Consider the following 25,715-nt stretch of genomic DNA (forward strand, 5'->3'; position numbering starts at 1 on the left):
AAGGTACAGTCTCTACCATCCATAATATGTTTAAATCAACGCTTTATAGGCATCAGCACTAAGCAATCCGTCCAATTGAGCTTCATCGTCTATTTTGACCTTGATGATCCAACCTTCTCCATAAGGATCCTTGTTTACCAAATCCGGTTGATCTTCCAATGCAGCATTGAATTCAATCACCTCACCGGCAACCGGCATATAAAGATCCGATACGGTCTTCACGGCTTCAATCGTTCCGAAAGTATCTCCAGCCTCCAAACTATCTCCTTCGGTTTCGACCTCTACAAATACGATATCACCTAATTGACTTTGCGCATAATCCGTTATACCGATAAATGCTTCTTCACTCTCAACACGAATCCATTCGTGTTCTTTAGTGTACTTTAATTCTGCTGGTACGTTCATTATCTTATTAATTAAATTAAATTTGACGTATATTAATGCCACAAATATACTCAAAAAATTAAACTCCAAAACAGTAATCAAATATTTTACATCTCTATTTTATTCTCCGTATATTTAACATTTTAATACTCAAAAGGTATCTTTTCAGAAGAGAATAACGGGAATCATTTTTTTCTTACTTGTCTCCCCTTTTTTAAATAACTTTTTTTCATTTTTCTTCCTACGGGTATTGCAGAATAAGAAAAAGTCTATATCTTTGCACCGCAATTGGGAATAACAGCGGTTATTCTATACAAAAAGGTTCGGTAGTTCAGCTGGTTAGAATACATGCCTGTCACGCATGGGGTCGCGGGTTCGAGTCCCGTCCGAACCGCTTTTTTGAAATATTTTGGTGTGGTAGTTCAGCTGGTTAGAATACATGCCTGTCACGCATGGGGTCGCGGGTTCGAGTCCCGTCCGCACCGCTAAAATATAAAGCTCTGAAAACGAATCTTTCAGGGCTTTTTCATTTAAAAATAATCTCGGCACAACTTCGCTCAGGAGGAGTAGCTCATAAACCACCGGGTAACTTTCTCACTATAGGTTTTTGAAATCGGAATATCCGGAACCTTATCCACTCCCAATTCTAAATATATCCCGTCTTTTCCGCGTCGAATGACTTTGACCTGCTCGAAGTTCACCATATAGGAACGATGACAACGCAATACGGTCGTATTGATAAAATGTTTTTCTATGTTCTTCAACGTATTACGCAACATAAACCGGGTCACGATCCCCTTGTTCAGGTACCAGATAAAAACATAATTGTCTGCCGACTCCATGTATAACAGATTACTCCGCTTTACGGATAAACGCAGCTCTCCTTTCTCGTCATAAAACGAAAGGACGGTTCCCTTCCCGCCGACATCCACCCTTCCCTCTTCCAGTCTCCTTAATTGACGTTCTTTTTCCTGTTTGGAAAAATAAAGCATAAGAATAGCGTAAGGAAGGAGCAATACCAAACTCGTATTCTTCATGGAGTCTTTAAAAACATCCAACACCTCCTTTCCTTCTTTTAACGAGAGCGTATATATCGTGTAAAAAAGAGCCATCAAAAATATTTCTCCCAAAATCCAAAGCCCGTATTGACCGTATGAAATAAAACGAGACTTTACATAATGATACATGATGATACGACTGATGACCACCACCAGTACCCCCGTCAAAATGACCAAACTCGAGAAGAGAAAAAATTTGAATTCGGAAACAGGATACCAGTAAGAAGAACTGAAAGGTTTATATATATTAATAAATACAAGAGCAAAAAGAGCTGTAAACAAGACCAAACGAACCAAGTTCGATTTCTCGTACATGTAAGCCGGTATTTTACGATTCAACAATCCCATTTTTCCATGTTTTTAAACAAAGATACGTTATTTTTTTCCAAAATTTTCACCACGCATAAATGAATTTTACCCCATTATATCGGTTTTTATCCCTTTCCGGGAAGCACGGAAACTTTTTTTTGGAAAATAGAGTATTCTCTTTTTTGTTTGTATATGAAAACACGCTAAGTCATGAAAATTTCGTTACGCACCCAACAACTGAAAACTATTTTTTCTTACGAAAAAAAGACGACTATCGAAGACAGACCTTTGGAAATTCGTCCCTATCGTTTTATACAACGCATCGGGGAAAACGAAATCAATTGTTTCCAAGAGTCTATCCCCACCACGGAATTTTGCCCGATACGCGATAACGGTATCGAAGAAAATAAAAATTTCCAATACACGATTTTCGTTCCCAAAGGAACGCAGAAAACCGACCAGGCGATTCTGTTTTTACACGGATTAAACGAACGAAGCTGGGAAAAATACCTGACATGGGCAGAATTTCTCTCTTTGGCAACCGGAAAAGCCGTTATCCTTTTTCCCATTGCCTTTCACATGAACAGGACTCCCAGTAACTGGTACAACCCAAGAGCTATCCTGCCTTGGGTAATTAGACGCAAACAACAGATCAACGACCTGCAAAATTCGACCTTTGTCAACGTGGCTCTGAGCAGTCGACTATCCGAAAGTCCCATCCGTTTTTATGCTTCAGGAAGGGAATCCGTTTTCAATCTATGGCAACTATTATCTGAAATCAAACATGGCGAACATCCGCTTTTCAAAGAAGATTCGTCTGTAAACATATTCGCTTACTCGATAGGTGCGTTTCTTGCTCAGGTTTTATTGTTAGCCAATCCGGATCACTTGGTTCAAAACAGCCGCTTATTCATGTTCTGCGGCGGTTCCATATTCAGTCGAATGAACGGAAACGCAAGGGATATCATGGACCAGGAAGCCTATGAACGCGTACGTCAGTATTTTCTCCATAACTTTTTAGAGAACAACGAGCATCACCGGCTGCTACCCGCGGTATGTAAAGAAGATTTCCTGGAAAAAGCTTTTAAGGCCATGCTCGTTCCCGAAACCGGCAAAGAGTACAGGGAAGCATTCTTCGAAAAGAACAGAGAACGGATCAGAATCCTCACGTTGAAGAAAGATGTCGTTATGCCGACGTCCGGCGTCATCGAAGCCCTGGGAGAATCTAACGCCACCACGATGTTAGAGGAATGGGATTTCCCGTATGATTACAACCATCAGAATCCGTTCCCTTCCCATACGCACATCGCCCCCGAATTACTTTATCAATCATTCGAGGGTCTCTTTAATAAAGCAGCTTCTTTTCTTTAACTCTATCTTTCCCGTAAACAAAATAAAGCCGTAAACGTACAACGAATAAACCAATTGACAGGAAAATGAAATTGCACGTATATTCTTCGCCTCGAAAAACGGCTCACGCGTTATGTAGGAAACTGATGGAAAAGATGAAAGAAAAAGAGGGGACTTTCCATTTAGCCATACCGGGCGGCAATACCCCCATCCCGTTTTATAATGCCTTAGCGGGAAAATACAGAAAAGATATTCCATGGGAGCGTGTCTGCCTCTACTGGGTAGACGAAATCTGCGTACCGCCGACCCACCCGGCAAGTAATTACGGATTGGTTAAACGGCTGCTTTTAGACCGTATTCCTCTATCCGCATCTCAAATCTTCCGTATCCGCGGGGAAGCCGACCCGGAAGAAGAAGCCTGCCGCTATTCGCAATTGGTAAAAGACCAATTACCGTCCAAAGACGGTATTCCCGTTTTCGATATGGTTATAGTCGGTGTCGGTAATGACGGACATACTTCCTCCATCTTTCCGGGAGAAGAACCCGTTCTCCATTGTCAAGAAAATTATGCCGTAGCTTTTCAACCGGAAACCGGACAAAAACGAATAGCCTTAACCGGTAATCCCACGCTTCACGCCCGTGATATCAGCCTATATATCACGGGAGCGGAAAAAGCCCCCATCGTAAAAGAAATATTAATCGATTCCAATTTAGTCGATGATTACGCGGCCAAATTCATTCTACAGGAAGATAACGCTCACCTGGATCTCTTTTTAGATCGCTCGGCTCTTTCGTTAACCAAAGACTGGCAGATATCAACCTTGCTCGATGCGGATTATCCGGAACGTATCCCAAAATCACTCTACGACGCCTCCGGCAATATCCAATAGTTCCGTCGTTATCCCTTGCTGTCGAAGTTTGTTGTATTCCAACTGCAAATTTCCCAGTAACTTAATCGCATTATCATTAGCCATTTGCATGGAAAGAATCCGGGCCGCCTGCTCGGACGTCTGGTTCTCCAAAAAAGCCCGATACAAAGTGGAACGAATCGTCAACGGGTAGACCGTATCCAAAATGGAAACGCAATCCGGCTCATAAATATATATTCTATTCTGTTCCGTGACCGAAAGTTTTTCAAGCTCTTTCCCTTTCCAGGGTAAAAGCTGAAAGCAAGTCATTTCCTGGGAACCGATACTCTTGTAATGAGCGTATATGATATCCACCCGATCAACTTCTTTCTTCAGGAAACGATACATCAGTTCATCGGCTAAGGATAACATAACGTTCGAATGCTCTCTCTGCACTGTCAATCCGGGACTCTCTTTTATTTCGATACCTGCCGTACGTTTCACTTCCGTCAAAATTTTTTTCCCGACAGGGTACACCTCTACCTTTTTTCCCTTCTCCCTATCCAATAATTCTTCCTGCAATTTTTTATATAACATGAGGTTGAAGGAACCGCAAAGTCCCTCGTCCGACCCGAAAACGACAACGGCAACTTTTTCCACGGACCGTTCAATACTCCATGGAGAAATGTAATCGCACGTACCCGCAACGCGCTCCAAAAGACGTTGCAATTGTTCTAAATAGGGGCGAGTATGATACAAAGCATTTTCTGCTTTCCGCAACCTCGCCGATGAGATCATTTTCATCGCCCCCGTTATTTTTTGGGAAGAATGTACAGAATTAATTCTTCCCTTTAATTCTCGCGTCGTCGCCATGTCGTTTATTCCTTAAATTTTTGAGCTACATCCGTTGCAACCTCTTTCAACAAAACAGTAACGGAATCGTCCAAAATACCGTCTCGTAATTTATCCAGTACTTCTCTCCGGTATCTGGATCGCAAAATTTCCAAGAAGAATTTCTCGAACTCAGCTATATTCTTCAAGGGAACCCCCTTCAACAAAGCTTGCGTACCACAAAATATGACAGCCACTTCTTCCTCCACGGGCATAGGAGAATAAGCAGGCTGTATCAACAGTTGTGCGTTTTTACGTCCCTTGTCGATAACCATAGCCGTCACCGAATCCATATCCCCGCCAAATTTAGCAAAAGCCTCTAACTCCCGGTACTGTGCCTGATCGATTTTCAATGTCCCCGCTATTTTTTTCATAGATTTTATTTGTGCATTACCCCCCACGCGGGAAACAGAAACCCCCACGTTAATAGCAGGTCGCACTCCTTCATTAAATAAACCGGATTCTAAAAATATTTGTCCGTCCGTTATCGAAATCACATTCGTAGGAATATAAGCGGAGACATCACCGGCTTGAGTTTCGATAATGGGCAAGGCCGTCAGAGACCCACCTCCCTTAATACGAGGTTTCAACGCATCCGGCAAATCATTCATGGTGGCAGCCACCTCGTCATTCGAAATAATTCGTGCGGCCCGCTCCAACAGCCTGGAATGCAAATAAAAAATATCACCAGGATAAGCCTCCCGTCCGGAAGGACGGCGCAAAATCAACGAGATCTCACGATAAGCCACGGCTTGTTTGGAAAGATCATCATACACGACAAGAGCATGACGGCCACTATCCCGGAAAAACTCTCCGATAGTCGCCCCCGCGAAAGGAGCGTAATAACGCATCGCCGCCGAATCCGATGCATTGGCAGCTAATACGATCGTATACTCTAAGGCTCCGCGTTCCCGTAACGTATTTACCAACATGGCAACAGAAGAAGCCTTCTGTCCGACCGCCACATAGATACAATAGACAGGATCTCCCTTATCGAAATTCTTTCGCTGATTCAATATGGTATCTATTGCTATCGTTGTCTTTCCTGTTTGCCTATCGCCTATGATCAACTCCCGTTGTCCTCGACCGATGGGAACCATGGAGTCGACCGCTTTAATCCCGGTTTGCAGAGGTTCCTTCACCGGCTGACGATAAATAACCCCAGGGGCTTTCCGCTCCAAAGGCAGTTGGACCAAATCTCCCTGAATAGGGCCGGCCCCGTCGATCGGTTCGCCTAACGTATTCACCACTCGCCCTAACAATCCCTCTCCTACCTTGATAGAGGCTATATTACCGGTACGCTTTACCGTGAAATTCTCTTTTACCTTATCTCCCGCATTCATCAGTATGACCCCGACATTATCCTCTTCCAGATTCATAGCCACTCCCAGCACCCCGTTTTCAAACTCGATCAACTCGTTGGAACGCACGTTATCCAACCCGAACACGTGAGCAACTCCGTCACCGACCTCCATTACCGTCCCCACCTCTTCAAAAGCCATTTTGGTATCCACCTCCTTAAGCTGCATCTCTAATATATCTGAAATTTCATCCGCTTTAATCATAACTTTTCACTTAAAAATTAATTTCTATTTCAAAAGTCCCAGACGAATATCCTTCAATTCCCTGAGCAATGAAGCATCCAACTGACGGGTTCCTATTACTAATATAAATCCCCCTATAATGGCCGGATCTATTTTATGCACGAACTCGATCGTTTTATCCGTATGTTTTCTCACAAATGCCTTGATTCTCTCCAATCCTTCTTCCTTTAGATCGGTTGCAGTAACCACTTTTACCCGTATTATACCGTAAGCCTCTCTATAAAGTTTCTGGTACATCAGACAAATCGATCTCATATACATCTCCCGGTGATTTTTGATCAGCAACCGAATGGCTCTCAAATAAGCTTGTCCCGGCTCTATCCCGATCGCTGTCGATAAAAGTTGTATCTTATCATCAACCGATAACATCGGATTCAGCAAAGCCTTTTGCAAATCCGGATGAGAGATATAGTTTGCCTGAAATAACTTCATCTTATCATAGACCAACTCTTCTACTCCTAAACTTTGCGCGTACCGGAATAGAGCCTTCGCGTATCTACGTGCAATCAATCCTTCATCCATGTTTTTTACTCTTTATTCTCTAACTCGTTCAATAACTTATCGATGATTTCCATCTGAGCCTTATCGGTAGACAAATCTCTTCGTACCAACTTTTCCGCAATCTGAAGAGAAAGTATCCCCACTTGCCTTCGCATTTGCAATTCAGCTTCCCGCTTCGATTGTTCTACAGCCAATTTTGCCGCCTCCACCACCCGACGAGCCTCCTTATCCGCTTCTTGACGAGCCTCTTCTATTTTTTCCCGTTTCAGTCGTTCTGTTTGCTGTAACACCTCCAATTGCTGCTTTTGCGCTTCGGCAAGCAACTTTTGGGCATCGACTTTCGCCTGTTCCCTGTCCTTTTGAGCTTCCCGGGTGAACTCCACGCCTTTATCAATAAAAGCAGCCCGTTCCTCCATGTTTTTTATGATCACCGGCCAAGCGAACTTTCCGAGAATACCCAACAGGATCAAAAAAACAACCAGCATCCAAAACGCCAACCCGAATTCCGGTGTAAATAACGACATAATCTAACGTTTATACAAATAAAGCCAATAAACAAACAATAATCGCAAATAGGGCAACTCCCTCCACCAAAGCGGCAATAACAATCATATTGGTTCTGATCTTATTGGTTGATTCCGGTTGACGAGCGATGGCATCCATGGCAGAAGAACCTATTTTTCCAATTCCTATACCGGCCCCTATTGCCGCAATACCCGCTCCAATTGCTGCTCCGATCTTTGCCAAACCAACGCTGGCTACTGCTTCTAATAAAATCATACTTAACATAACCTTTTCATTTTTAATTTATTCTTAATTTCATCTATCGTTTCACAACCCCATAACTGTTTTCATTCGATCATTCGTCACTGCTCTTTTTTACCCGGGCTAATCCTATAAACAAGGCTGAAAGCATCATAAACACATAAGCCTGAATAAAAGCGATCAACACGTGAATCAAATCCATAAACACGGCAAAAAAAACGGATAAAACTGTCGTCGTACCCACCACAAGGCTTCCCATGGCCCCGAACAGGAATATCAACGATATCAAAATAATGATAATCAAATGCCCTCCCAGCATATTGGCGAAAAGCCGGATCATCAGAGCGGCCGGTTTCGTGAATACCCCGAATATTTCAATCAAAGGCATGATCGGAAGAGGAAACTTCAGCCAAGTCGGTACATCCGGCCAAAAAACGTCTTTCCAATACCTCCTCGTTCCCGATACATTCACGATAACAAAAGTACATAAAGCCAATACCAACGTAATCGAGAGATTTCCGGTCACATTAGCTCCCCCGGGAAAAACGGCAATCATCCCCACTATATTGGCTATGAAAATAAAGAAAAATACGGTCAACAAATAAGAGGCATAACGCTTAGCTTCTTCTCCCAGTATCCCGACAATAACTTCCCGATACAGCATCTCAATAATCATCTCAATGAATCCCAATATCTTACGAGGAGCTTTCCATCTCTTTCGTTTATAAAAACGAACCAAAGCAAAAGCCATCCACAGGGTTAAAAGGGCTGTCAGAATAATCGACATCACATTTCTCGTGATAGAAAAATCCATCGGCCGATACAAATTACCCGAAACGTCCTCGCCTACTACCTTATTCTCGTATTTTCCTTCTCCGGCAACATAAAAGCCCTCGTGTTTTTTTCCCTTCTCAATATGCTTCGAACTGAATACATGCCATTTACCCGTATCATCTCTTACAATAACAGGCAAAGGTAATTTCAGATTGCTGGCAATTTCCCACCCGTACGTATCTCCCAAATGCTCAAAAATAACCTTTTTAGGCTGGAAAACATCTTTCTTTCCTTCCTGATCGATCTCATCGCCCGTACTCATTCTTGATGCGATTCCCAAAGTATCGTTCGGTACTTCCGGATTCTCGCGGGCATATACCTTCATACCCCCTGCAAACAAAAACAGCATCACGAAATATGTAATCCATTTTTTCATAACCTTAACCGATACAAATAATCACTTCGTTATCTCGCACTTCCACCACTCCGCTTTCGATCTCCATCTCTTTCTCTCCTTCTGCTTCTAAATAAACAATTTTTCCTTCAACCAACGAGGAGACCAAGGGAGCATGATCCTTTAAAACGGTAAAAAATCCCAGACTTCCCGGCAAAGAGACCCGTTCCACCTCGCCTTTATATACTACTTTTTCCGGAGAAATAATTTTCAATTTCATAATACCCTCCTTTCTACTCGACAAAACCTCTACTTCTCGGCCGCTGCCATCATCTCTTTTCCTTTCTTTATCACATCATCGATAGTTCCCACATTCATAAATGCTTGTTCCGGATATTCATCCATATCACCGTCCAGAATCATCTTAAAGCCTCGAATGGTTTCCTCCAGGGGAACCATCACTCCCGGTATTCCCGTAAATTGTTCCGCAACGTGGAATGGCTGAGAAAGAAACCTTTGTGCCCGCCTCGCCCGGTTGACAACAATTTTATCCGAATCCGAAAGTTCGTCCACGCCCAAAATAGCAATAATATCCTGTAATTCATTGTAATGCTGCAACAACTCTATTACCCGCTGAGCCACATTATAATGTTCTTCACCTACAATATTCGGATCCAAAATACGAGAACTGGACTCCAAGGGATCAACAGCAGGGTAAATACCCAATTCCGTAATCTTACGACTTAATACGGTCGTGGCATCCAAAAAATTAAACGTAGTTGCCGGGGCCGGATCCGTTAAATCGTCTGCGGGAACGTAAATAGCCTGAATGGAAGTGATCGATCCGTTTTTTGTAGATGTAATCCGCTCTTGCAATTTACCCATCTCGGAAGCCAACGTCGGCTGATACCCCACGGCAGAGGGCATCCGCCCCAACAAGGCCGAAACCTCGGACCCTGCTTGAGTAAACCGAAATATATTGTCAATGAAAAATAAGATTTCTCGTCCTCCCTCGTTTGAATCCCTAAACATTTCCGCTACCGTCAATCCGGAGAGAGCTACCCTTAAACGAGCTCCGGGAGGTTCATTCATTTGTCCGAAAACCAAAGTCGCCTGAGAATGATTCACTTTTTCCATATCCACACTCTTCAGATCCCATTTCCCCTCCTCCATCTCATTCTTAAACTTTTCGCCATAGTCAATAACTCCCGATGCTATCATTTCCCGTAACAGATCGTTTCCCTCCCGCGTTCGTTCCCCAACTCCCGCAAAAACAGAATAACCATTATGTCCCTTCGCTATATTATTGATCATCTCCATGATTAATACCGTTTTTCCCACACCCGCTCCGCCGAACAATCCGATCTTTCCCCCTTTAGCGTAAGGTTCCAACAAATCAATAACCTTAATGCCCGTAAACAAAAATTCTTCCTTAATCGATAAATCTTCAAATTTAGGAGCCTCTCTATGGATAGAAAGCGTTTCCGAATAGTCTAAAGGAGCCAAGTAATCAATGGCATCACCCGTGACATTCAGCAAACGTCCTTTTATTTGTCGCCCTACAGGCATCGTTAAAGTCCTACCCAAATCAATAGCTTTCATTCCCCGGTACAAACCGTCCGTCGTATCCATAGCAACACAACGTACGGTATTTTCTCCGACGTGTTGTTCAACCTCCACGATCAACTTATGCCCGTTATCTCTTTCAATCTCCAACGCTTCATAAATCGGTGGTAATTCGCCTTCTTTATTTTCGAAGATAACATCGACAACAGGTCCGATTACCTGTGTAACATACCCAATTTTCTGTATCATAACATCAATTTAAAATCTCTAAACTTCAGAACAATATGTTAACGTATTTCAACTAAAAAAGTTATTATTCTAATACCGTTAACATTACAAGGCAGGAATATCCTCTATTTAATAGGCTCAAATAGAACTAAATAATCATTTTACTCAACATATAGATATAAAATCCTTGTATATGCCGCTCGAATAAATACCCCCCTATCTTCCGGTAACTGTCGGTACATCTCAAAAAAGCGATCATCGTTTGACGGTTACTCCTCGCAAAAGGATCAGACCGTTTGCCCTTTTGAAACTCGGATTCAGCAGGCAAATCAACAGTAGGCGTCAAAACAAACGAATTTCCTATCCAATCGTAAACATTCATTAATTTATCAACTGTTACAGGCAAAGAAAAACTCGTCTGACAATCCTCGGAAACAATTGAAATTTCCTCCTCTCCCTCATAAATAGCTTTCTGGAAAGGTTTTGCCCCGACACTCAGGGACACCGATAAAATCAATATAATCCAAATCAATCTTTGCATAACTACTCATACACTATCAAAGATAATGCCAATTTTGAATTATTACAACATATTTCAAATAAAAAGCCATATCTTCCAACGCAACCCACCACAGGCCGCGTAGAATCGGAAAACGGAGGCAATCTTTACATCAGGAGAAAAAGACATCTTTTATTACCTTCCGTTTTCCCGGCAGGATTCTATTTGATCTGTTCCAATGCTTGCTTGGCAACCTCATCCGAAGGATCGAGCCCGACCACCTTATAAAAATAGGATTTTGCAGTATCATATTCCGTTTTAGCCGGTAAGGGATTGCCATTATTTTTAGCCGTAATGGCATCCGCTTGCAAATAATAATAGTATCCCAAATACTTATAACTCTCTATCAGCTCTTTTTTATTACGTTCCGGCTGTCCCAAAGCAATTTCAATCACTTTTTCATAATAAGGACGGGCCAAACCTTTTGCCGTCTCCGGATCTAACATGGAATTCGCCCGGGCACGCCAAAAATAGCCGACATAACTTTGCGGCACCTCTTCGCTCACGATATGGAATAAAGAATCAGCTACCATCAACTCTCTATTTCGAGATTCCGCAACGGAGTCCCGACATGCCACGTCATAAAAACATTTTCCCAATCGCAACACATCCCCGGGTTCGCAGTTATCCGTCGTTTCCGTATATTTTCGGTAATAACGAATGGCCCGATCCGGTTGCCTTGTTTTTATACATATATCCATCATCTCCCGGTAAAGCTCTCTTTTCGTCTCATCCTTAAGCAATGCTTTTTCGTAATAAGAGAGAGCATCATCATAACGTTCTACTGATGCTAATTGCTCGGCATAGCACAAAAAATCCTGCGCGATGCATTCATTTTCGGAAGTCGTTTCCATAAAATGCCGGATAGCATCTATCCCGTTGGCATCCGTCTCCAGTTTCGATAGACAATAAGCATACAACCTCTTGGCCACTTTATTATCCGGCAACTCTTTTAAGACCGAATTGATTACCGGAAACATCTCTTCGTATTGTTTGTTAAAATAAAGGATTCCCGCATAACGTAACCTATGACCCGAATCGCTATACCCGCAACGAATAAATTCGCCATAATACTTCGCCGCATTACTATAGTCGCCGGACATCTCATACAGCTCGCCAAGCAGACCATACGTTCCGCAAAAGTCAGGAGCCATCTCCTTCACGTGATTCAAGTTTTCCTTTGAAAGCGATGAATTGGCCGTCATATATAACCGAGCCAATTTGAGGTAAGCTCCTATGCAATCCGGAGAAAAATAAAGAACCATGTCGTATTTTGCACAAGCCTCTCCGATACGGCCCTCTTTTGTCAAAATATCTCCCTCCAATAAATAGGGTAATCCGCTTTCAGCATCATACTCCTTGGCTTGTTGTATATATTCCATCGCTTTTTCCCTATTACCGGCATAATAATAAGCCCGGGCCAACGCCACCTGTAAACGGACATCTTTTTTATATCCTTTGGTTTTAAGAACTTCTTTAAAAATATCCTCCGCCTCTTCCTCCGCCTCTTTCAATTTTAACATGCCAATCCCTATACGATTATAAGGATATTCCGGTTGAATTTCCATCCCCTTTTCGAAATAAATTCGCGCGGAATCGATTTGCCCTAACATCACGTAATTTTCACCCAAATAATAATACGCCTCCATCTTTTGTTCCGGAACTATGGTTTCCAAATTTTTCAAAAAATAGATTTTAGAGACATCATACATCCCTGATTGATATAACTCAATACCCTCTTTATTGTCCGCCGCCTTTCCGCATAATCCGGCAAATAACAAACCTATACATCCTATCAATTTTATCGAGTCCATGACTTTACATTTTTTTATCCATCAATTTCACAATTCACTTCTTATATCCACGATATTCACAGGCATCGTGGCCGGTAACAATCCGGCCTTCAAAATAATTCTCTGGCCCTGAGCTCCCGTAATGAAGGAGGTCAATCCGGTCGGTAAAACCCCCTTGGGATCATTCAACAAAATATAGATATCTCTTCTCAACGGATATTGACCGGTATAGAGATAATACTGGTAAGGTTGATAACTGTTTTGACAAGAAGGTTGTCGAGAACGACTAACACGCATAACCTGAATATCCTTCCTAAAATCTTTGCAAAGAGAGTCCTGGTCTTCGCTAATCCAATTAACCCCGATTACCCCTAAAGCACCCGGTGTACGTGCGACATAATCTATGACTCGCTGATTCGTCCCGGCTGCCCGGCAACGACCGGACAACGGTTCTCCCCGGCATATGGAATCGATCACGTATCGAACCGTACTGGAATTCGGGTGATCAAATACGACCTGGATCTCTCCCGATGCGGAACGGGAAGGGAGCTCTTTCCAATCCGTCACTTTTCCTGAAAAGATCTGTTGTAACATATCCAAATTGACAATCGAATCGGCATTTTGTCTATGTACGATCAAGGCAATCCCGTCCGTGGCGATTTTTATCGATCGCGGGAAAAATTTACGGCTATGAAACGATTCCGTTTCCTCCCCCGATAAAGGACGGGTTGCTATAACAAAACGCACGCTATCCTTCAATAAAAGATTGATCGCTTCTACTTCATTCGTATATTCAGGTAGTATTCCCGCGTATTGGTATCGCGATTCGAAAACGGCTATCTCCTCCTCCGCAAGCGGAGCAAGAGTTTGGTCGACAGCTATGGACATTACGCCGCTAAACAAGGTTTCCTGTCCCGCCGACGAGTTGCCTTTACAGGCAACCATCAGCAGCAAAACAAAAACGAACCCGGTATAGTTACTCCATTTTTTCATAAATCACCGTTGAATTTTAAACGTGATCGGCAACGTGAATCGTACAGAAACAGGCACACCTTGTTGTTTTCCGGGAATCCATTTCGGCATTTTCTTAACTACCCGTATGGCTTCCTTATCCAAATCTGCATCCACGGAACGCAACACCTCGACATCCCTGACACTCCCGTCCTTTCCGATCACGAACTGAACGATTACCTTACCGGAAATTCCCATCTCTTCTGCTACCGGCGGATAATGAATCTCTTTACCGAGCCATTTCAACAAAGCTTTCATCCCACCGGGAAATGTCGGACTCTGTTCGACCACCTGGAAAACAGCATCTTCATCATTCACGACTAATTTATGATCCTCCAAATCGGCAATATCCTTTCCGGACTCCTCATCGTTTCCCTTTACGTCCGCTATCGAGATCGCCATCTTCGCCTGAGTTACTTCCTCCTGAGTTTTCAACTCGTCTTCCTCCCTCACCTCTTCATCTTTTTTAATTACCGGAGCCGTAAATTTTATCGTGCTCTTCAACGTGGGAGGAGGCGGGACATTTACCGCAACCACCTTATTTTCTTCCTTTACCTCCGGTAATTCCATCTTCAAATTCGACAACTCAGTTACCGTAACCATTTTCTCCTGAGCCTTCACCGGTGTTAAAAAACGAATAAAAATCGGCAATACCATAAACAACACGATCAACCCGATAATAATCAGGTATGCCGTAATATGGCGTCTGGAAGAACTCTTACGAAGCACGTAAGCCCCGTACTCTTTATTTTTTCCTTCGAAGATCAGATCACACCATTCTCCGCAGGTTACATCCAAATCTTTCGCCATAACCTATTGTTTTAATTCTACATAACGAACAACTTCTTTCAAATCTTCCGCATACCCATCATGCGTCAAATCCTGCAATAAACGCAAATCGCCGGGAGTAATATCCATAATAGCGTAACGCCCTATATTGCAAATCTGCATCTCGTCCAAAGCATCTATCAGATTCTTATAACTGGCAAAATCTGTCGCTTTAATCAATACCACGGGAGAATCTTTATCTTTCCGGATCTCTGAAGACTGCTTCATATACTCTTCATTCGTAATCTCCAGGTTGGCTCTTTTCTGTTTCAGCTCCCGAATCTTTTGAACCACGAACCGATTACGTCCCAACAATAAAGCACGTAATCCGTTGGAAGAAAAATCCGTCTCTTTCAACAAATCGGGATCATCATAATTCGGCTCCCCCACGTAATAATATACCTTACCCTCTTTCCCTAATAAAATCGTTATGGCCTTAGAAGCTTTCACTTTATTTTGCTCCTGTTCATTCAATAAATCCTTCCGAGGCATACTGATTTCCATTGTCTGAGGTTTACTCATGGAGGTACATAGCATGAAAAAAGTAATCAGTAACATATTCATATCCACCATGGGTGTAAAATCCACATGAATGTTGAACTTTTTCTGTTTACCCTTTTTTCTGCCACCCTCCTCTTTTTGTTGAATCTCTGCCATAATTTTTTATTTTAAAATTGCTCAGACTTCAGGTGCATTCTTCAAATTGGTAATCAAATTATACCGATTCTCTCTTAGATCCTGAAGGGTATTCATGATATCTTTAATCAAAGGATAAGGAGTACTTTGATCCGCCTTAATCGCAATGACTAACTCTTTATTTACTTCCCGCACGCATTGCATCCAGGTCTTAAATTGATTATCCGTACTGTCACACGGTATGCCGTAATTCATGATCAGCTTATCCTGCTCTTCCGGAGATAACGCAAGAAATTGTTTCATTCCTTGAATAGGAACCCCAAAAGAAGTATTCAAACTAAATTTTTTCAACTCCTGATCAGTAAAAGCGATATGATAATTTTCTCCCATTTTCTTTAAAACTTCCATCCGATCCTGAGGTTTATCCAAACCCATAAATACCTTTCCATTCGATTCGATCAATATGGATACAATATTGTTTTCCGGTATCTTTATTTCCGATACGGACTGCGGAGGAGCAACCTTCACGGGCTCCTTCTGGATAAAAGTGGATGTCAGCATAAAGAATGTCAACAATAAGACCGTCACATCGCTCATGGCCGTCATATCGATAAGTGTCGATTTCTTTTTTATTTTCTGACTCATCACCCATTCATTTTAACGGTTTTCGTATTCATTTATGCTAAAAGCGGATCGGTCGTCGGAGCGACCCGATTTCCCGTCTTTTTCAAAACGTTCACTTGCGATTCGCGAACGGCAAAAGTTTGCACGATATAAGCCCCTATTTCATCAATACTATGCGTAATGCCATCTATTTTACTCGTGTAAAAGTTATAAGCGATAACCGCACAAGCTCCCGTGGCTATACCAAAAGCCGTATTTACCAAAGCTTCCGAGATACCTGTTGAAAGTGCAATGGAATCCGTTCCCCCGGCAGACGACAAAGCCGCAAACGATTTGATCATTCCGATGACGGTTCCCAACAACCCCATCAAGGTCCCCAACGTGGTTATCGTCGCGATAACGGGTAAATTCTGCTCCATGGTAGGTAACTCCAGCATCGTCGCCTCTTCCAGGTCTTTCCTCACGGCCAACTGTTTCTCCTCCTTAAGCATTTTATCGTTCGCCTTCACATCGGCATAAGTTACCAAGGATGCCCGTATTACGTTAGCAACGGCTCCTTTCTGTTCGTCACACAAAGCTTTTACCCCCTCGATATCTCCATCCGCCAGAGATTGCTTCACTCTTATTACAAACTGTTTCAAATCATTTTTACCCCTTGCCTTGCGCAAAGCAAAAAAACGTTCCACACTTAACGTCAATACGGTAAATAATAGAGTCTGAATTACAGGAACGATTACACCTCCTTTATAAACAGTTCCTAACAAATTTCCAGGTAAGGGATGATTATTCGGATCATTGTTCACAAAATTTGCAGGATTACCGAACACGAAATGATAGATGACCAAAGCTAAAGCAAAACAAAGAACAATAATCGGAAACGCGGATATTCCAAAATTCCTTTTTCCTTTATTTACATTTTTACTCTTTTTCATAATTTCAAATTTTATATATTACAATGCCAGATATAACGCTAAAAAAACCAACCCAAAGACAACTCCCATCACAAGAAACGGATATAACTTTCGCAGGACCAATTCCCCGCGTAACTTCTTCTTTTCCATGGTATAATTACTTATTAAAAAACATAAAACAGTTACCCTTCGTGAAATACAGAAACGGGACTCTCCGTTTTCTCTCCAATACACGAAATGCCAATTACAATTACCCACAAGCATAGGGGATACAATTCGATACCCGGATGAGGTATCAATGCCACGGGAAACCTGTTCCGGAATGAACCTTATCGACCCATTCATTCATTACCCTTTACACCTAACCCTGTAAATGCAAATCGGTCAGAACAGAGAAATAACGGTAGGCTAAATTATTATTTTACAGAGCTGATAGACATAGAAACCTTCTTGGTGTCGAAGTTCAAGAAGAGTATTAAAATTCTCTTGTGAAAGAATTTTCTCCGATAAAGCTACATCTATTTTTAAAGAAGAAAGTTGAATATTCCGATAGTATAATAGGGATATATGTTCCCGATTACCACTAAAAGAAATTTCTTGTTGAGAAAAAACGAGAGATCGCTCTATAGCCCAACCGTGGTCTATTTCTGCCGTCGAAAGCGTTGAATCATCCCTCTCTCCTTCCGTGCATATCTCTTTCCCCGCAACACCCCCTCTATCGGAATTCAAACCGAACAGTCCCGTGCCAAACAGAAACAAAAGCATGGACAGCGAGACATATTTCAACAATATCTTTCTCATTTTTTCATATTAATTACATTCAAAATTAAGAAATATTATTCTCAAAAAAAAATCTTTTTGACAAATAAATTTTGAATTTGACAATGATTTACATTAATCTATATTTTTTGTTTACCTATCATATCTTAATTTTCTTATACGATTAATAAATCAAAAAGTTAACGTTACCAACCTACTCATTCCATTCGGCAACAGGTCATTTTAATGCATTAAGATGTAACAACCCTTGTTTTAATCACGAATAAAACATAACTTGCGTTACCTAAATCATGGAAATAAATCGTATGGAACATGAAAATAGAAACTTTAACTACAACTGAAGAGGCCTTACGTTCACTGAGTGAAGAACTCATCTCTATTATCGGACAAAGCCGGGTAAATCCGTTTCATATCGCGTTATCCGGCGGCAAAACGGCACAAACATTATTCAAAATATGGACAAAAGAGTACAAAGAACGCATTCCCTGGGATATTCTTCGTTTCTATTGGGTAGACGAGAGATGCGTGGCCCCAGATGATGATGGAAGTAACTTTAAGCACGCCGAACAACTTCTTTTCCGTCCTTTGGAAATTCCCATAGACCACATTCACCGTATTTGGGGAGAACAAGATCCCAATATCGAGGCGGAACGTTACTCGGAAATGGTTAAGTGGGAACTCCCCGGTTATTCCGATCTTCCCCGTTTCAACTGCATCATTCTCGGCGTCGGTACGGACGGCCATACGGCTTCCATCTTTCCGGAGTCGTCCAACTTGTTAACGGACCGCCGTTGTTACGCGGTATCCCAGCATCCTGCCACCGGACAAAAACGAATTAGCATGACCGGTCCTCTCATTTTACAAGGAAAACATATTTTAGTTCCTATCTTCGGCCCCGAAAAAAAGGAGATCATGGAACACATTGTTCGCGGAGAAGGAGATTTTCCGGCTCTTTATATCCTTTCAAAGGCTCATAACGCTTGTATATACACGGATCAAATCATATAATATACGACAGGAAAAATTTAGGGAAATCATATGAACCGGAAAAATAATTTATCGGTTAAAAATCATGTCGTTTTCAGTAATCCCGCATCATTTAAGTAGAACAAAATAAAACATACAAACGATATACATGAATAACATCTAAAAACAAAACGAAATGAAAAAAGTATTACAAGAATTCAAAGCTTTTGCCATGCGTGGAAATGTGGTGGATATGGCTGTCGGTATCATCATCGGAGGCGCCTTTGGCAAAATAGTATCCTCGTTGGTCGGCGATATTTTAATGCCTGCCATCGGATTGGCATTGGGAGGGGTCAATTTTTCCCATTTGAAAATAGTCTTAAAACAAGCTGTTATCGATAACGGGCAAATTATCTCCCCGGAAGTAGCCTTAACTTACGGCAATTTTATACAGGTAGTCATCGATTTTATAATCATTGCCTTTTCTATATTTATCCTTATAAAGGTAATCAGCAAGCTATCTCAAAAGAAAGAAGAAGCTCCCGCAACACCTCCCGCTCCTCCTGCCGATATCCAGTTATTAACCGAAATCCGGGACCTTTTAAAAGAAAAAGAGATAAAATAAATTTCCATCCTATCATTACAACAAAATACTGATCTTTATAAACAAGGTCAGTATTTTTTTAGGTATCCATTGTTTTTTCTTTCTACGATCCAACACAACTCCTCCCCTGGTAGCGACCAACCTCCCTTTCCATACACGATCCACACGATCGTACAGGGAACAGATAACACAATATCAAAACAACAATAAGTTTTATTGGCAACAATCATGAACAATATTACAGTAAAATACTGCAAATATTTGCATATATAATTATTTTGTTTTTAATTTATAGAAATAAATTAACAACCTGAATGATTAGCTATGAAAAAGAAAATTTTACTTATCATGATGTTATTTATAACTCTTAGCGGGAATTATAAAGAGGAAGTAAAGGCGGCAAGTAGTCTTGTTTTTATGGAAACTCTCTCTTCTACTGCAACATCGGGACCGCCAGAATTTTCTATTCCTCCCAAAGATATTACGGTTAAAGAAGGTGCTGTTACTACCATTACAACTCAAATTACTGGAACCTATCCTATCAAAGTTGCCGTTTATCATGATGGCGAATTTATCAACAAGGCACCTTGGGTCACAATAACTACAAATCAAAATATTGTAGCCATTGTCATCAAAGACACAAAAGTAGAACATGCAGGAGTATACGAGATAAAAGCATTAAACGATTATGGTTTAACATCTGCGACATGCAAATTAACAGTTACAGAGAATTAATTACGAGATGAGGTTAAATTTAATTTCCTACCACGTTCTTTAAAAAGATTGTTCCGAAATGCAAAAATCGGAACAATCTAAAAAAGACTATTAATTCCTTATATCTTCTGCATATATTTCAGAACTTATCTGTAGTTTTATAAAAATCAAAAACAACGTTATGAACAAGAACAATATTTTTATCGAGGCCGTGTACGAGTTTAAATGTTCCCGCAGGAATATCCTTTTCAAAATATTTACAATTCTATCTATCACGGGATTCGTTGTCTACCAGTTCACTCCCCTGTTCGAAAATGGTATCAACTCGATAGAAGATTTGTTCCGGTTCTCCATGGTCTGGGTATCACAAACCTTACCCTCCTCCATCCCTTACAAGACGGCTTATTATTTTAACATCGTTCAATTGTTCTTCGTCATCGGTTTTATCGTTAACGACTCGAGAACCACCAGGTTCAGAGCCAAAGAAACCTTACACACCCACCCGCTCGAAAATGGCGATATCGTGATCGGAAGTTTTTTAGGGAAATGGCTTCTCTTTACCGTGGTGAACTTTACCGTGTTCGCCATTTCCATACTCATCAACGCCATTTTTTATCCCCGCTCTTTTGACTTGGCACTCTATCTCTTTTATTGGCTCACGTTTAACCTACCGGCCTTGGTTTACTTCCTCGGCATCTCCTACCTCGTGACCCGGTTCGTTCGTCAACAAGGACTAAGTTTGATGATTTTACTCCTCTTGCTTGGTACCATTGGTTATTATGGTGCCGATTGGTTTAACGGCATGTTCGACCCGTGCGCCAGCTATATCCCCAATATGTTTTCCGATTTCACGGGACACGTGAACTTGGGAAACTACCTGTTGCAAAGAAGTTTTATCCTGCTGACGGGTATCGGGTTCCTCGCCTTGTCGATTATTCCATACCCCAGAATTCCCAATTACCGGAAAACCTTCAAAAAAAGCCTGAACGTTGCATTCGCTATGTTTATATTAGCTTGCGGACTGGCGATCGTGTTCACCTCCCGTTACGGGGCAATTGACAATCACAGGGAAGCCTACAAGCGAGTGTACGAGGAACACGGGAAACTCCCGGCCGCGAGAATCGTTCGGAATGACTTGCACGTGAAAGAGAAAAAAAACGGCAATATCGAGGTAAACAGCAGGATGGATATCGAGAACAGAAACGCGAAAGCAATACCTCTCGTCATCTATCTCAACCCGGGACTCAAAGTCAACTCCCTCGAGATAGACGGGCAAACGGCCTCTTTCAAAAGGAAACAGCAAGCTATCATCACGGGTAAAGAGTTAAAACCCGGGGAAAAGGTCGAGGCAACTATCGATTACGAGGGAAACATCGAGAACGATATCTGCTTTTTAGATACGGACTCGGAAAAATACCATTCCCCGGCGATAAATAATATCGGTATATACCGCTTCGGTTACACGCCTGCTTTCTGCGGGAAGGGGTACAAGCTGCTTACACCGGAGTGTATCTGGTACCCGGTGTGCGTGCCACCGTACGGGGAAACCGGGATCAGGAACGTCAATTTCTCCCGTTACTCGTTACGGGTGGAACACGATCCCCGGTTGACCGCTATCTCGCAAGGAAGTACCATAAAGGAAAAGGAAGGAGAGACCATATTCTCCCTCGACCATGACATGCCGGGTATCAGCCTGTGTATCGGGAACTACAAGAAACGGACGATCACTGTAGATTCAACCCGTATGACACTATATTACCTGCCCCGGCACGACTATCTTGTAGAGAAACACGACGATTTTCCGGTAGAAGACTTAAGAGAGGAATTAAAAAGCATCAAGGAAGTAACTTTTGAAAGCGAATGTATACGAACTGCCGAATCTAAGAAAAGATCTTCCTTGGGGCAAAAGAATAACTATGACCCGACACAAAAATACCCCTACCGCTGGTTCTTGCTCGTGGAGGTACCCTGTAACTTTCATTGCTTTCCCGGGATCATGCGATTGACCGGAGAGCGGGTACAGGGAGGAATAGTATTCGTACCGGAAAAAAAATACTCACTAAAAATTCGTTCTTCAGAACCTACTAAAGAAATGACAGACAGAGATACAGCAAATTTCTGGTTAAACCTGGATATTGAATTTATCAAGCAGAACGGCAGTTATGACGTGAAGCCTATGCTCAGCGGAAAAACAATGTTTATTTCCTCCCGCAAATACCCGATCATTCACGATATTTTAACCAACGTGGCACGTGGAGATTTCAAAGACAATAACTCATCCCCGATGGACGATTACCTCGCTGCCGAGTACCTGAACGGCAAAAATTTAAAAGATGCCCTACACGATAAAGAATTATCCTCGGGCAGGTTAGGAAGTATCATCCGTAAAAAAAGCGAGGAACTATGGGCATACATCATGTTACGGGTGGAAGAAGAACAGTTTCAAGAATTTTATTTGGACTTTGCCAAGAATAACCTTTTTCAGGAAACCACCTCGAGTGAGTTTTTCCGGCGGTTTAACGATACGTTCGGATTCCGGTTAGATTCCCTCGTGGAGAATTGGTACAACACGAATCGATTGCCCTTACTCGATGTGCGGGATGTACGAGTCATGAAGATCACGGAAACAAACACACCCTATAGTTTGTATAGCTTCAAGGTATTTAACCGGAGTGACGTGCCCGGACTAATCAAAACGGGAGAACACAAAGGGTGGATTATCCCGCCACGCGAGGGAAGGGAAATACGGGTCCGGGGACAGCGATATTATGGAAATATTCTGCAAACACCTTTGGCTCAAAATATTCCCGCTATTGTACGTTTCAAAACAGAAGATCCGGGAAACGCCAACGTGGACACGACTACCGGAGTCTTTAAATTAGATGCGTCCATGTTCCCCGCGGACAAGAAAGAGAATGAAATTATCGTGGACAATGAAGATCCCGGGTTCAAGGTGGTAAAACCGGAGAGTTTTATCGCCTCTTTATTCCGAAAAGAAAAGAAACATGAAAAATATCATGAATTTTTCACGGGGAATACCTGGATTCTTACTATTCAAAAACATTTTTATGGCTTCCCCGTGAAAAGTGCATATTATAAAATAGTCGGTTCCGGTAAGCAAAAAGTGGAGTGGAACGTCACCTTACCGCAAGAGGGAAAATACGAGGTATTCTTTTACTACACGGAATTCGGTGACTCAGATTTTTTTACCATGGGTGTACCTGAAAATCTAAAGATATTACGTTCCTATACCGTTTTCGACGGTAAAAAAGAGCATGAAGTCATAGCTTGCTTAGGCAAGGAGGAAGAAGGGAGTTGGGTATCCTTAGGAACGTTCGATTTTTCGAAAAACGCCCGGGTAACATTAAGCGACAAGACCTTAACTAAAGACTTCCGCCAGGGGCTTGTGGCTGACGCCGTAAAGTGGGTGAAAGTGAAAGAATAATCCTCGAGATTAAATTATCTATTTCATTTTTAACGATAAGGCATTAATAGCCACGATCAATGATAAAAAGTGGATAATGTCGTAAGGATTACTCTGCACTAAAACCACATCGGCCGAATCGATAGCGACATCCGTACCCGCACCAATAGCAATTCCGATATCCGCACAGACTAATGCAGGCGCATCGTTTACTCCATCGCCGACCATCATCACCTTTTTCCCTTTTTGTTGCTACTCTTCGATTATCTTTTCCTTATCCCCGGGAAGTAAAGAAGCACGTACGTTATCTATACCTCATCCCTTCATTCATAATTGTTCGTTATGCCATATAATTTCACTAACTTTACAACAAGTTCGTTATTATAAATCTTAATACCCAAAAAATGATGAAAGCATTTGTTATAGCACTTCCAGGTCAATTTCCAGACTGACTCAAGGTATTTACAATTAAAAGTTTCGGCTGTCGGATTAACACGAAGCATTATCCGGCAGCCGAAACCCAAAAAATCATTATTTCTGTAAAGGATTCTTCAAAATCGGAAGTTTCCTTTTCTGAACATTCATCACCGAAATATCCAGATTATCCAAAAGCATGGAAGAGGGATAAATCATAGATACAACGGCTCCTTTGTCGAGTATAAAATTATTTACCCTCTCCGAGGAACAAATCGCCCTGATATTTTTCAACTTAGCCATGTTCACGGGGGAAACCTTTCCGAATCGGACCTGGGTCTCTTTTCCTGTTTTCACATCCACCCGATACAACAAGGAAGCGTTACCGGACAAGCGACGCACGATATAAGCGTAATCCAGTTTCTCTTCCTTTGCCGCTTTAAGCAAGGCTTTTTTCATGGCTTCGGATTTTAACCCGTCGTTCGCTTTCACATGGAGCGTTCCAGGAGCAGTCACGTAGATCACGTCACCGCGGGCAGGAATAAATCGGGCACTTCCGGTGGAATAACGCACTTTATTCGTCGGAATCTTCCCGTTCAACTCCTTTTTCAAAACACCTTTATCCACGAGCAGCATCTCTTCTTCAGGAACCACCCCCTCGGCATCCACGACATAGCTTCCCAATAGGGGTACACTCATATATTCCGTCATGGAACTGTAATTCACTACACTCAACCGGGAATCGAGCAACTTTTTCCCGATCTTATCTTCGAAAGAGGTCGTCGCCTCCCTCTCCCCCAACGGCATCCGGTAAGTACATAGACCACCGTTATTCCCCAACAGATTCTCTGCAAAAATCTGCCGTACGGCTTCGTTTTCAAAAAGAATCGGCCCATTGTACTCCTCCCGAAACACCTCCGCGTTTTTCAGATCCATCAGACGCCGGGCAAAACCAGCCACGACTTGTTTGAGATCATCGACCGCAGGTAAGGCTGCAAACGAGGGCGCAAGCAAAATATAGGAATCGCGGATATATTCCCCGGTTGCCGTCATAACGGCTGCCTCCATATACAACTCCACGAAATCCAACGGTTGTTTGATTGCTACCTGCTCCGTAGTCAGTTTATAAAAAGTCATCTCGTTTCCCTGCAATACCACTTTCGATCCGATAATCTCCTTGTAATGACCGAACACGGCAGATAATTCCCGTGCCACCGTTTCCACCTCCGAAATACCGGAAATATAAGGTTGCTTTGCCTGAACCATCTTCTCTACCGAAGAGGTCGGCAACAAATCGGGAAGCCCCTGAGGAACCTCGTAAGGATTAGCTTCCAGGTAAGCTTTCTTGGCCGAAAATTCCTGCAACGCAATCTTGTACGCCTGATCGGAAGCTAACCAAAAACCGAAACGAATCGCATTATAATCGATTTCTCCTCCTAAATCCACTCTTAAAAATTGTCCCACGTGGCGTAAGTCATTCGTGCGATTGTAATCGCCGATCAATACTTGTGCCGTTCCCATCAGGTGAAGGGGCAAATGAACCGAGTTCAACACGGAACCCAAGGTAGCTTCTACCGAATACTGACGGGAAAGAGAGACAGTGTAGGAAACATAGAACGGCCTGCTCATCATCGGAAGTACCAACTGCTCTTTCGTTCTCATCTGTTCATCGCCCAGCGCCGTAAAGATAGTCATCTCTTCCGGGCTTTGGGCATGCAAGACTCGCGAGAGCAAAATCAACGCTAACAGTACTCCATATTTCATTATTTTTCCATTTTT

The 25,715-nt window shown here is 42.3% G+C and carries 24 protein-coding genes, 2 tRNA genes and 2 pseudogenes; 8 read left to right on the forward strand and 20 right to left on the reverse strand.

The genetic code is table 11. The features are described from left to right. Positions 1 to 30: 30 nt before the first annotated feature. Complete coding sequence (gcvH, locus tag NVS78_RS10545) at positions 31 to 405, reverse strand: glycine cleavage system protein GcvH (protein ID WP_041502219.1); 375 nt, start codon at positions 403 to 405, stop codon at positions 31 to 33. A 299-nt stretch (positions 406 to 704) separates the two neighbouring features. On the opposite strand from gcvH, the gene NVS78_RS10550 reads away from it, so the two are divergent. Both NVS78_RS10550 and NVS78_RS10555 read left to right on the forward strand, forming a co-directional pair. Beyond that, positions 705 to 778, forward strand: a tRNA-Asp gene (locus tag NVS78_RS10550). A gap of 17 nt (positions 779 to 795) precedes the next feature. Continuing rightward, positions 796 to 869, forward strand: a tRNA-Asp gene (locus NVS78_RS10555). Positions 870 to 941: 72 nt separating this feature from the next. On the opposite strand, the gene NVS78_RS10560 is transcribed toward NVS78_RS10555, so the two are convergent. Further along, positions 942 to 1,790, reverse strand: a complete 849-nt coding sequence (locus tag NVS78_RS10560; RefSeq protein WP_286359155.1) for a LytR/AlgR family response regulator transcription factor — start codon at positions 1,788 to 1,790, stop codon at positions 942 to 944. 171 nt (positions 1,791 to 1,961) lie between these two features. Here NVS78_RS10560 and NVS78_RS10565 point away from each other — a divergent pair, with 171 nt between their 5' ends. After that, complete coding sequence (locus NVS78_RS10565) at positions 1,962 to 3,122, forward strand: DUF6051 family protein (RefSeq protein ID WP_286359156.1); 1,161 nt, start codon at positions 1,962 to 1,964, stop codon at positions 3,120 to 3,122. A 65-nt stretch (positions 3,123 to 3,187) separates the two neighbouring features. Next, positions 3,188 to 3,991 carry a 6-phosphogluconolactonase gene (gene pgl / locus NVS78_RS10570; RefSeq protein ID WP_286359157.1) on the forward strand — a complete coding sequence of 268 codons (804 nt, stop codon included), beginning with the start codon at positions 3,188 to 3,190 and terminating at the stop codon, positions 3,989 to 3,991. Here pgl (NVS78_RS10570) and atpG read toward each other — a convergent pair. The 16 genes and pseudogenes from atpG to NVS78_RS10650 form a co-directional block, all read right to left on the reverse strand. Then, positions 3,959 to 4,822, reverse strand: a complete 864-nt coding sequence (gene atpG / locus NVS78_RS10575; protein ID WP_286359158.1) for an ATP synthase F1 subunit gamma — start codon at positions 4,820 to 4,822, stop codon at positions 3,959 to 3,961. The two genes, pgl (NVS78_RS10570) and atpG, sit on opposite strands and share 33 nt — an antisense overlap. 5 nt (positions 4,823 to 4,827) lie before the next feature. Then, complete coding sequence (gene atpA / locus NVS78_RS10580; protein ID WP_286359159.1) at positions 4,828 to 6,405, reverse strand: F0F1 ATP synthase subunit alpha; 1,578 nt, start codon at positions 6,403 to 6,405, stop codon at positions 4,828 to 4,830. Between the two features lie 24 nt (positions 6,406 to 6,429). Next, entirely contained in the window at positions 6,430 to 6,966 is a 537-nt protein-coding gene (locus tag NVS78_RS10585; RefSeq protein ID WP_041502117.1) for a F0F1 ATP synthase subunit delta, read from the reverse strand. Positions 6,967 to 6,971: 5 nt separating this feature from the next. Next, positions 6,972 to 7,469, reverse strand: coding sequence for a F0F1 ATP synthase subunit B (atpF, locus tag NVS78_RS10590; protein WP_041502118.1), 498 nt, complete (start codon positions 7,467 to 7,469; stop codon positions 6,972 to 6,974). A gap of 10 nt (positions 7,470 to 7,479) precedes the next feature. Next, positions 7,480 to 7,734 (reverse strand): ATP synthase F0 subunit C, encoded by a 255-nt coding sequence (gene atpE / locus NVS78_RS10595; RefSeq protein ID WP_041502119.1) that lies wholly within the window; start codon positions 7,732 to 7,734, stop codon positions 7,480 to 7,482. Between the two features lie 70 nt (positions 7,735 to 7,804). Then, positions 7,805 to 8,920 carry a F0F1 ATP synthase subunit A gene (atpB, locus tag NVS78_RS10600; RefSeq protein WP_082027553.1) on the reverse strand — a complete coding sequence of 372 codons (1,116 nt, stop codon included), beginning with the start codon at positions 8,918 to 8,920 and terminating at the stop codon, positions 7,805 to 7,807. A 4-nt stretch (positions 8,921 to 8,924) separates the two neighbouring features. Beyond that, the gene (atpC, locus tag NVS78_RS10605) at positions 8,925 to 9,161 is read right to left on the reverse strand and encodes an ATP synthase F1 subunit epsilon (RefSeq protein WP_041502223.1); all 237 of its coding nucleotides are present in this window, start codon (positions 9,159 to 9,161) and stop codon (positions 8,925 to 8,927) included. A 26-nt stretch (positions 9,162 to 9,187) separates the two neighbouring features. Further along, a complete protein-coding gene (atpD, locus tag NVS78_RS10610) occupies positions 9,188 to 10,693 on the reverse strand; it encodes a F0F1 ATP synthase subunit beta (protein ID WP_041502120.1) in 1,506 nt (501 codons plus the stop codon). Positions 10,694 to 10,820: 127 nt separating this feature from the next. Next, positions 10,821 to 11,213 (reverse strand): hypothetical protein, encoded by a 393-nt coding sequence (locus NVS78_RS10615; RefSeq protein ID WP_041502121.1) that lies wholly within the window; start codon positions 11,211 to 11,213, stop codon positions 10,821 to 10,823. 179 nt (positions 11,214 to 11,392) lie between these two features. Then, the gene (locus NVS78_RS10620) at positions 11,393 to 13,045 is read right to left on the reverse strand and encodes a tetratricopeptide repeat protein (RefSeq protein WP_286359160.1); all 1,653 of its coding nucleotides are present in this window, start codon (positions 13,043 to 13,045) and stop codon (positions 11,393 to 11,395) included. A gap of 27 nt (positions 13,046 to 13,072) precedes the next feature. Then, entirely contained in the window at positions 13,073 to 14,017 is a 945-nt protein-coding gene (locus NVS78_RS10625) for a PstS family phosphate ABC transporter substrate-binding protein (protein ID WP_041502123.1), read from the reverse strand. A 3-nt stretch (positions 14,018 to 14,020) separates the two neighbouring features. Beyond that, positions 14,021 to 14,845: an energy transducer TonB gene (locus NVS78_RS10630; protein ID WP_041502124.1), complete on the reverse strand. Its 825-nt coding sequence runs from the start codon at positions 14,843 to 14,845 to the stop codon at positions 14,021 to 14,023. Between the two features lie 3 nt (positions 14,846 to 14,848). Beyond that, positions 14,849 to 15,520 (reverse strand): ExbD/TolR family protein, encoded by a 672-nt coding sequence (locus tag NVS78_RS10635; RefSeq protein ID WP_041502125.1) that lies wholly within the window; start codon positions 15,518 to 15,520, stop codon positions 14,849 to 14,851. 21 nt (positions 15,521 to 15,541) lie between these two features. Then, positions 15,542 to 16,144: an ExbD/TolR family protein gene (locus tag NVS78_RS10640; protein WP_041502126.1), complete on the reverse strand. Its 603-nt coding sequence runs from the start codon at positions 16,142 to 16,144 to the stop codon at positions 15,542 to 15,544. 110 nt (positions 16,145 to 16,254) lie between these two features. Beyond that, positions 16,255 to 17,055 (reverse strand): annotated as a pseudogene (locus NVS78_RS10645) (MotA/TolQ/ExbB proton channel family protein); the annotation flags it as partial. 387 nt (positions 17,056 to 17,442) lie between these two features. Further along, positions 17,443 to 17,835 (reverse strand): hypothetical protein, encoded by a 393-nt coding sequence (locus tag NVS78_RS10650; RefSeq protein WP_286359161.1) that lies wholly within the window; start codon positions 17,833 to 17,835, stop codon positions 17,443 to 17,445. A 291-nt stretch (positions 17,836 to 18,126) separates the two neighbouring features. On the opposite strand from NVS78_RS10650, the gene pgl (NVS78_RS10655) reads away from it, so the two are divergent. From pgl (NVS78_RS10655) to NVS78_RS10670, 4 genes are all read left to right on the forward strand, one after another. Next, the gene (gene pgl, locus NVS78_RS10655; protein ID WP_286359162.1) at positions 18,127 to 18,822 is read left to right on the forward strand and encodes a 6-phosphogluconolactonase; all 696 of its coding nucleotides are present in this window, start codon (positions 18,127 to 18,129) and stop codon (positions 18,820 to 18,822) included. Positions 18,823 to 18,976: 154 nt separating this feature from the next. Then, a complete protein-coding gene (mscL, locus tag NVS78_RS10660) occupies positions 18,977 to 19,405 on the forward strand; it encodes a large-conductance mechanosensitive channel protein MscL (protein ID WP_286359163.1) in 429 nt (142 codons plus the stop codon). Positions 19,406 to 19,708: 303 nt separating this feature from the next. Beyond that, positions 19,709 to 20,119: an immunoglobulin domain-containing protein gene (locus NVS78_RS10665; protein ID WP_286359164.1), complete on the forward strand. Its 411-nt coding sequence runs from the start codon at positions 19,709 to 19,711 to the stop codon at positions 20,117 to 20,119. 160 nt (positions 20,120 to 20,279) lie between these two features. Continuing rightward, positions 20,280 to 23,543, forward strand: coding sequence for a golvesin C-terminal-like domain-containing protein (locus tag NVS78_RS10670; protein ID WP_286359165.1), 3,264 nt, complete (start codon positions 20,280 to 20,282; stop codon positions 23,541 to 23,543). A gap of 57 nt (positions 23,544 to 23,600) precedes the next feature. On the opposite strand, the pseudogene NVS78_RS10675 reads toward NVS78_RS10670, so the two are convergent. Both NVS78_RS10675 and NVS78_RS10680 read right to left on the reverse strand, forming a co-directional pair. After that, positions 23,601 to 23,774, reverse strand: a pseudogene (locus NVS78_RS10675) (HAD hydrolase family protein); the annotation flags it as partial. Positions 23,775 to 24,053: 279 nt separating this feature from the next. Then, positions 24,054 to 25,700, reverse strand: coding sequence for a metallopeptidase TldD-related protein (locus NVS78_RS10680; RefSeq protein WP_286359166.1), 1,647 nt, complete (start codon positions 25,698 to 25,700; stop codon positions 24,054 to 24,056). Positions 25,701 to 25,715 lie beyond the last annotated feature (15 nt).

This window comes from Gabonibacter chumensis (genome assembly GCF_024741215.1).
GTDB classification, from domain to species: domain Bacteria; phylum Bacteroidota; class Bacteroidia; order Bacteroidales; family Marinifilaceae; genus Gabonibacter; species Gabonibacter massiliensis.

Excerpts from the sequence above, each read along its gene's own strand:
- gcvH (WP_041502219.1), bottom strand. The coding sequence starts at position 405 with ATGAACGTACCAGCAGAATTAAAGTACACTAAAGAACACGAATGGATT.
- NVS78_RS10560 (WP_286359155.1), bottom strand. The coding sequence starts at position 1,790 with ATGGGATTGTTGAATCGTAAAATACCGGCTTACATGTACGAGAAATCG.
- NVS78_RS10565 (WP_286359156.1), top strand. The coding sequence starts at position 1,962 with ATGAAAATTTCGTTACGCACCCAACAACTGAAAACTATTTTTTCTTAC.
- pgl (WP_286359157.1), top strand. The coding sequence starts at position 3,188 with ATGAAATTGCACGTATATTCTTCGCCTCGAAAAACGGCTCACGCGTTA.
- atpG (WP_286359158.1), bottom strand. The coding sequence starts at position 4,822 with ATGGCGACGACGCGAGAATTAAAGGGAAGAATTAATTCTGTACATTCT.
- atpA (WP_286359159.1), bottom strand. The coding sequence starts at position 6,405 with ATGATTAAAGCGGATGAAATTTCAGATATATTAGAGATGCAGCTTAAG.
- NVS78_RS10585 (WP_041502117.1), bottom strand. The coding sequence starts at position 6,966 with ATGGATGAAGGATTGATTGCACGTAGATACGCGAAGGCTCTATTCCGG.
- atpF (WP_041502118.1), bottom strand. The coding sequence starts at position 7,469 with ATGTCGTTATTTACACCGGAATTCGGGTTGGCGTTTTGGATGCTGGTT.
- atpE (WP_041502119.1), bottom strand. The coding sequence starts at position 7,734 with ATGTTAAGTATGATTTTATTAGAAGCAGTAGCCAGCGTTGGTTTGGCA.
- atpB (WP_082027553.1), bottom strand. The coding sequence starts at position 8,920 with ATGAAAAAATGGATTACATATTTCGTGATGCTGTTTTTGTTTGCAGGG.
- atpD (WP_041502120.1), bottom strand. The coding sequence starts at position 10,693 with ATGATACAGAAAATTGGGTATGTTACACAGGTAATCGGACCTGTTGTC.
- NVS78_RS10615 (WP_041502121.1), bottom strand. The coding sequence starts at position 11,213 with ATGCAAAGATTGATTTGGATTATATTGATTTTATCGGTGTCCCTGAGT.
- NVS78_RS10620 (WP_286359160.1), bottom strand. The coding sequence starts at position 13,045 with ATGGACTCGATAAAATTGATAGGATGTATAGGTTTGTTATTTGCCGGA.
- NVS78_RS10625 (WP_041502123.1), bottom strand. The coding sequence starts at position 14,017 with ATGAAAAAATGGAGTAACTATACCGGGTTCGTTTTTGTTTTGCTGCTG.
- NVS78_RS10630 (WP_041502124.1), bottom strand. The coding sequence starts at position 14,845 with ATGGCGAAAGATTTGGATGTAACCTGCGGAGAATGGTGTGATCTGATC.
- NVS78_RS10635 (WP_041502125.1), bottom strand. The coding sequence starts at position 15,520 with ATGGCAGAGATTCAACAAAAAGAGGAGGGTGGCAGAAAAAAGGGTAAA.
- NVS78_RS10640 (WP_041502126.1), bottom strand. The coding sequence starts at position 16,144 with ATGAGTCAGAAAATAAAAAAGAAATCGACACTTATCGATATGACGGCC.
- NVS78_RS10650 (WP_286359161.1), bottom strand. The coding sequence starts at position 17,835 with ATGAGAAAGATATTGTTGAAATATGTCTCGCTGTCCATGCTTTTGTTT.
- pgl (WP_286359162.1), top strand. The coding sequence starts at position 18,127 with ATGAAAATAGAAACTTTAACTACAACTGAAGAGGCCTTACGTTCACTG.
- mscL (WP_286359163.1), top strand. The coding sequence starts at position 18,977 with ATGAAAAAAGTATTACAAGAATTCAAAGCTTTTGCCATGCGTGGAAAT.
- NVS78_RS10665 (WP_286359164.1), top strand. The coding sequence starts at position 19,709 with ATGAAAAAGAAAATTTTACTTATCATGATGTTATTTATAACTCTTAGC.
- NVS78_RS10670 (WP_286359165.1), top strand. The coding sequence starts at position 20,280 with ATGAACAAGAACAATATTTTTATCGAGGCCGTGTACGAGTTTAAATGT.
- NVS78_RS10680 (WP_286359166.1), bottom strand. The coding sequence starts at position 25,700 with ATGAAATATGGAGTACTGTTAGCGTTGATTTTGCTCTCGCGAGTCTTG.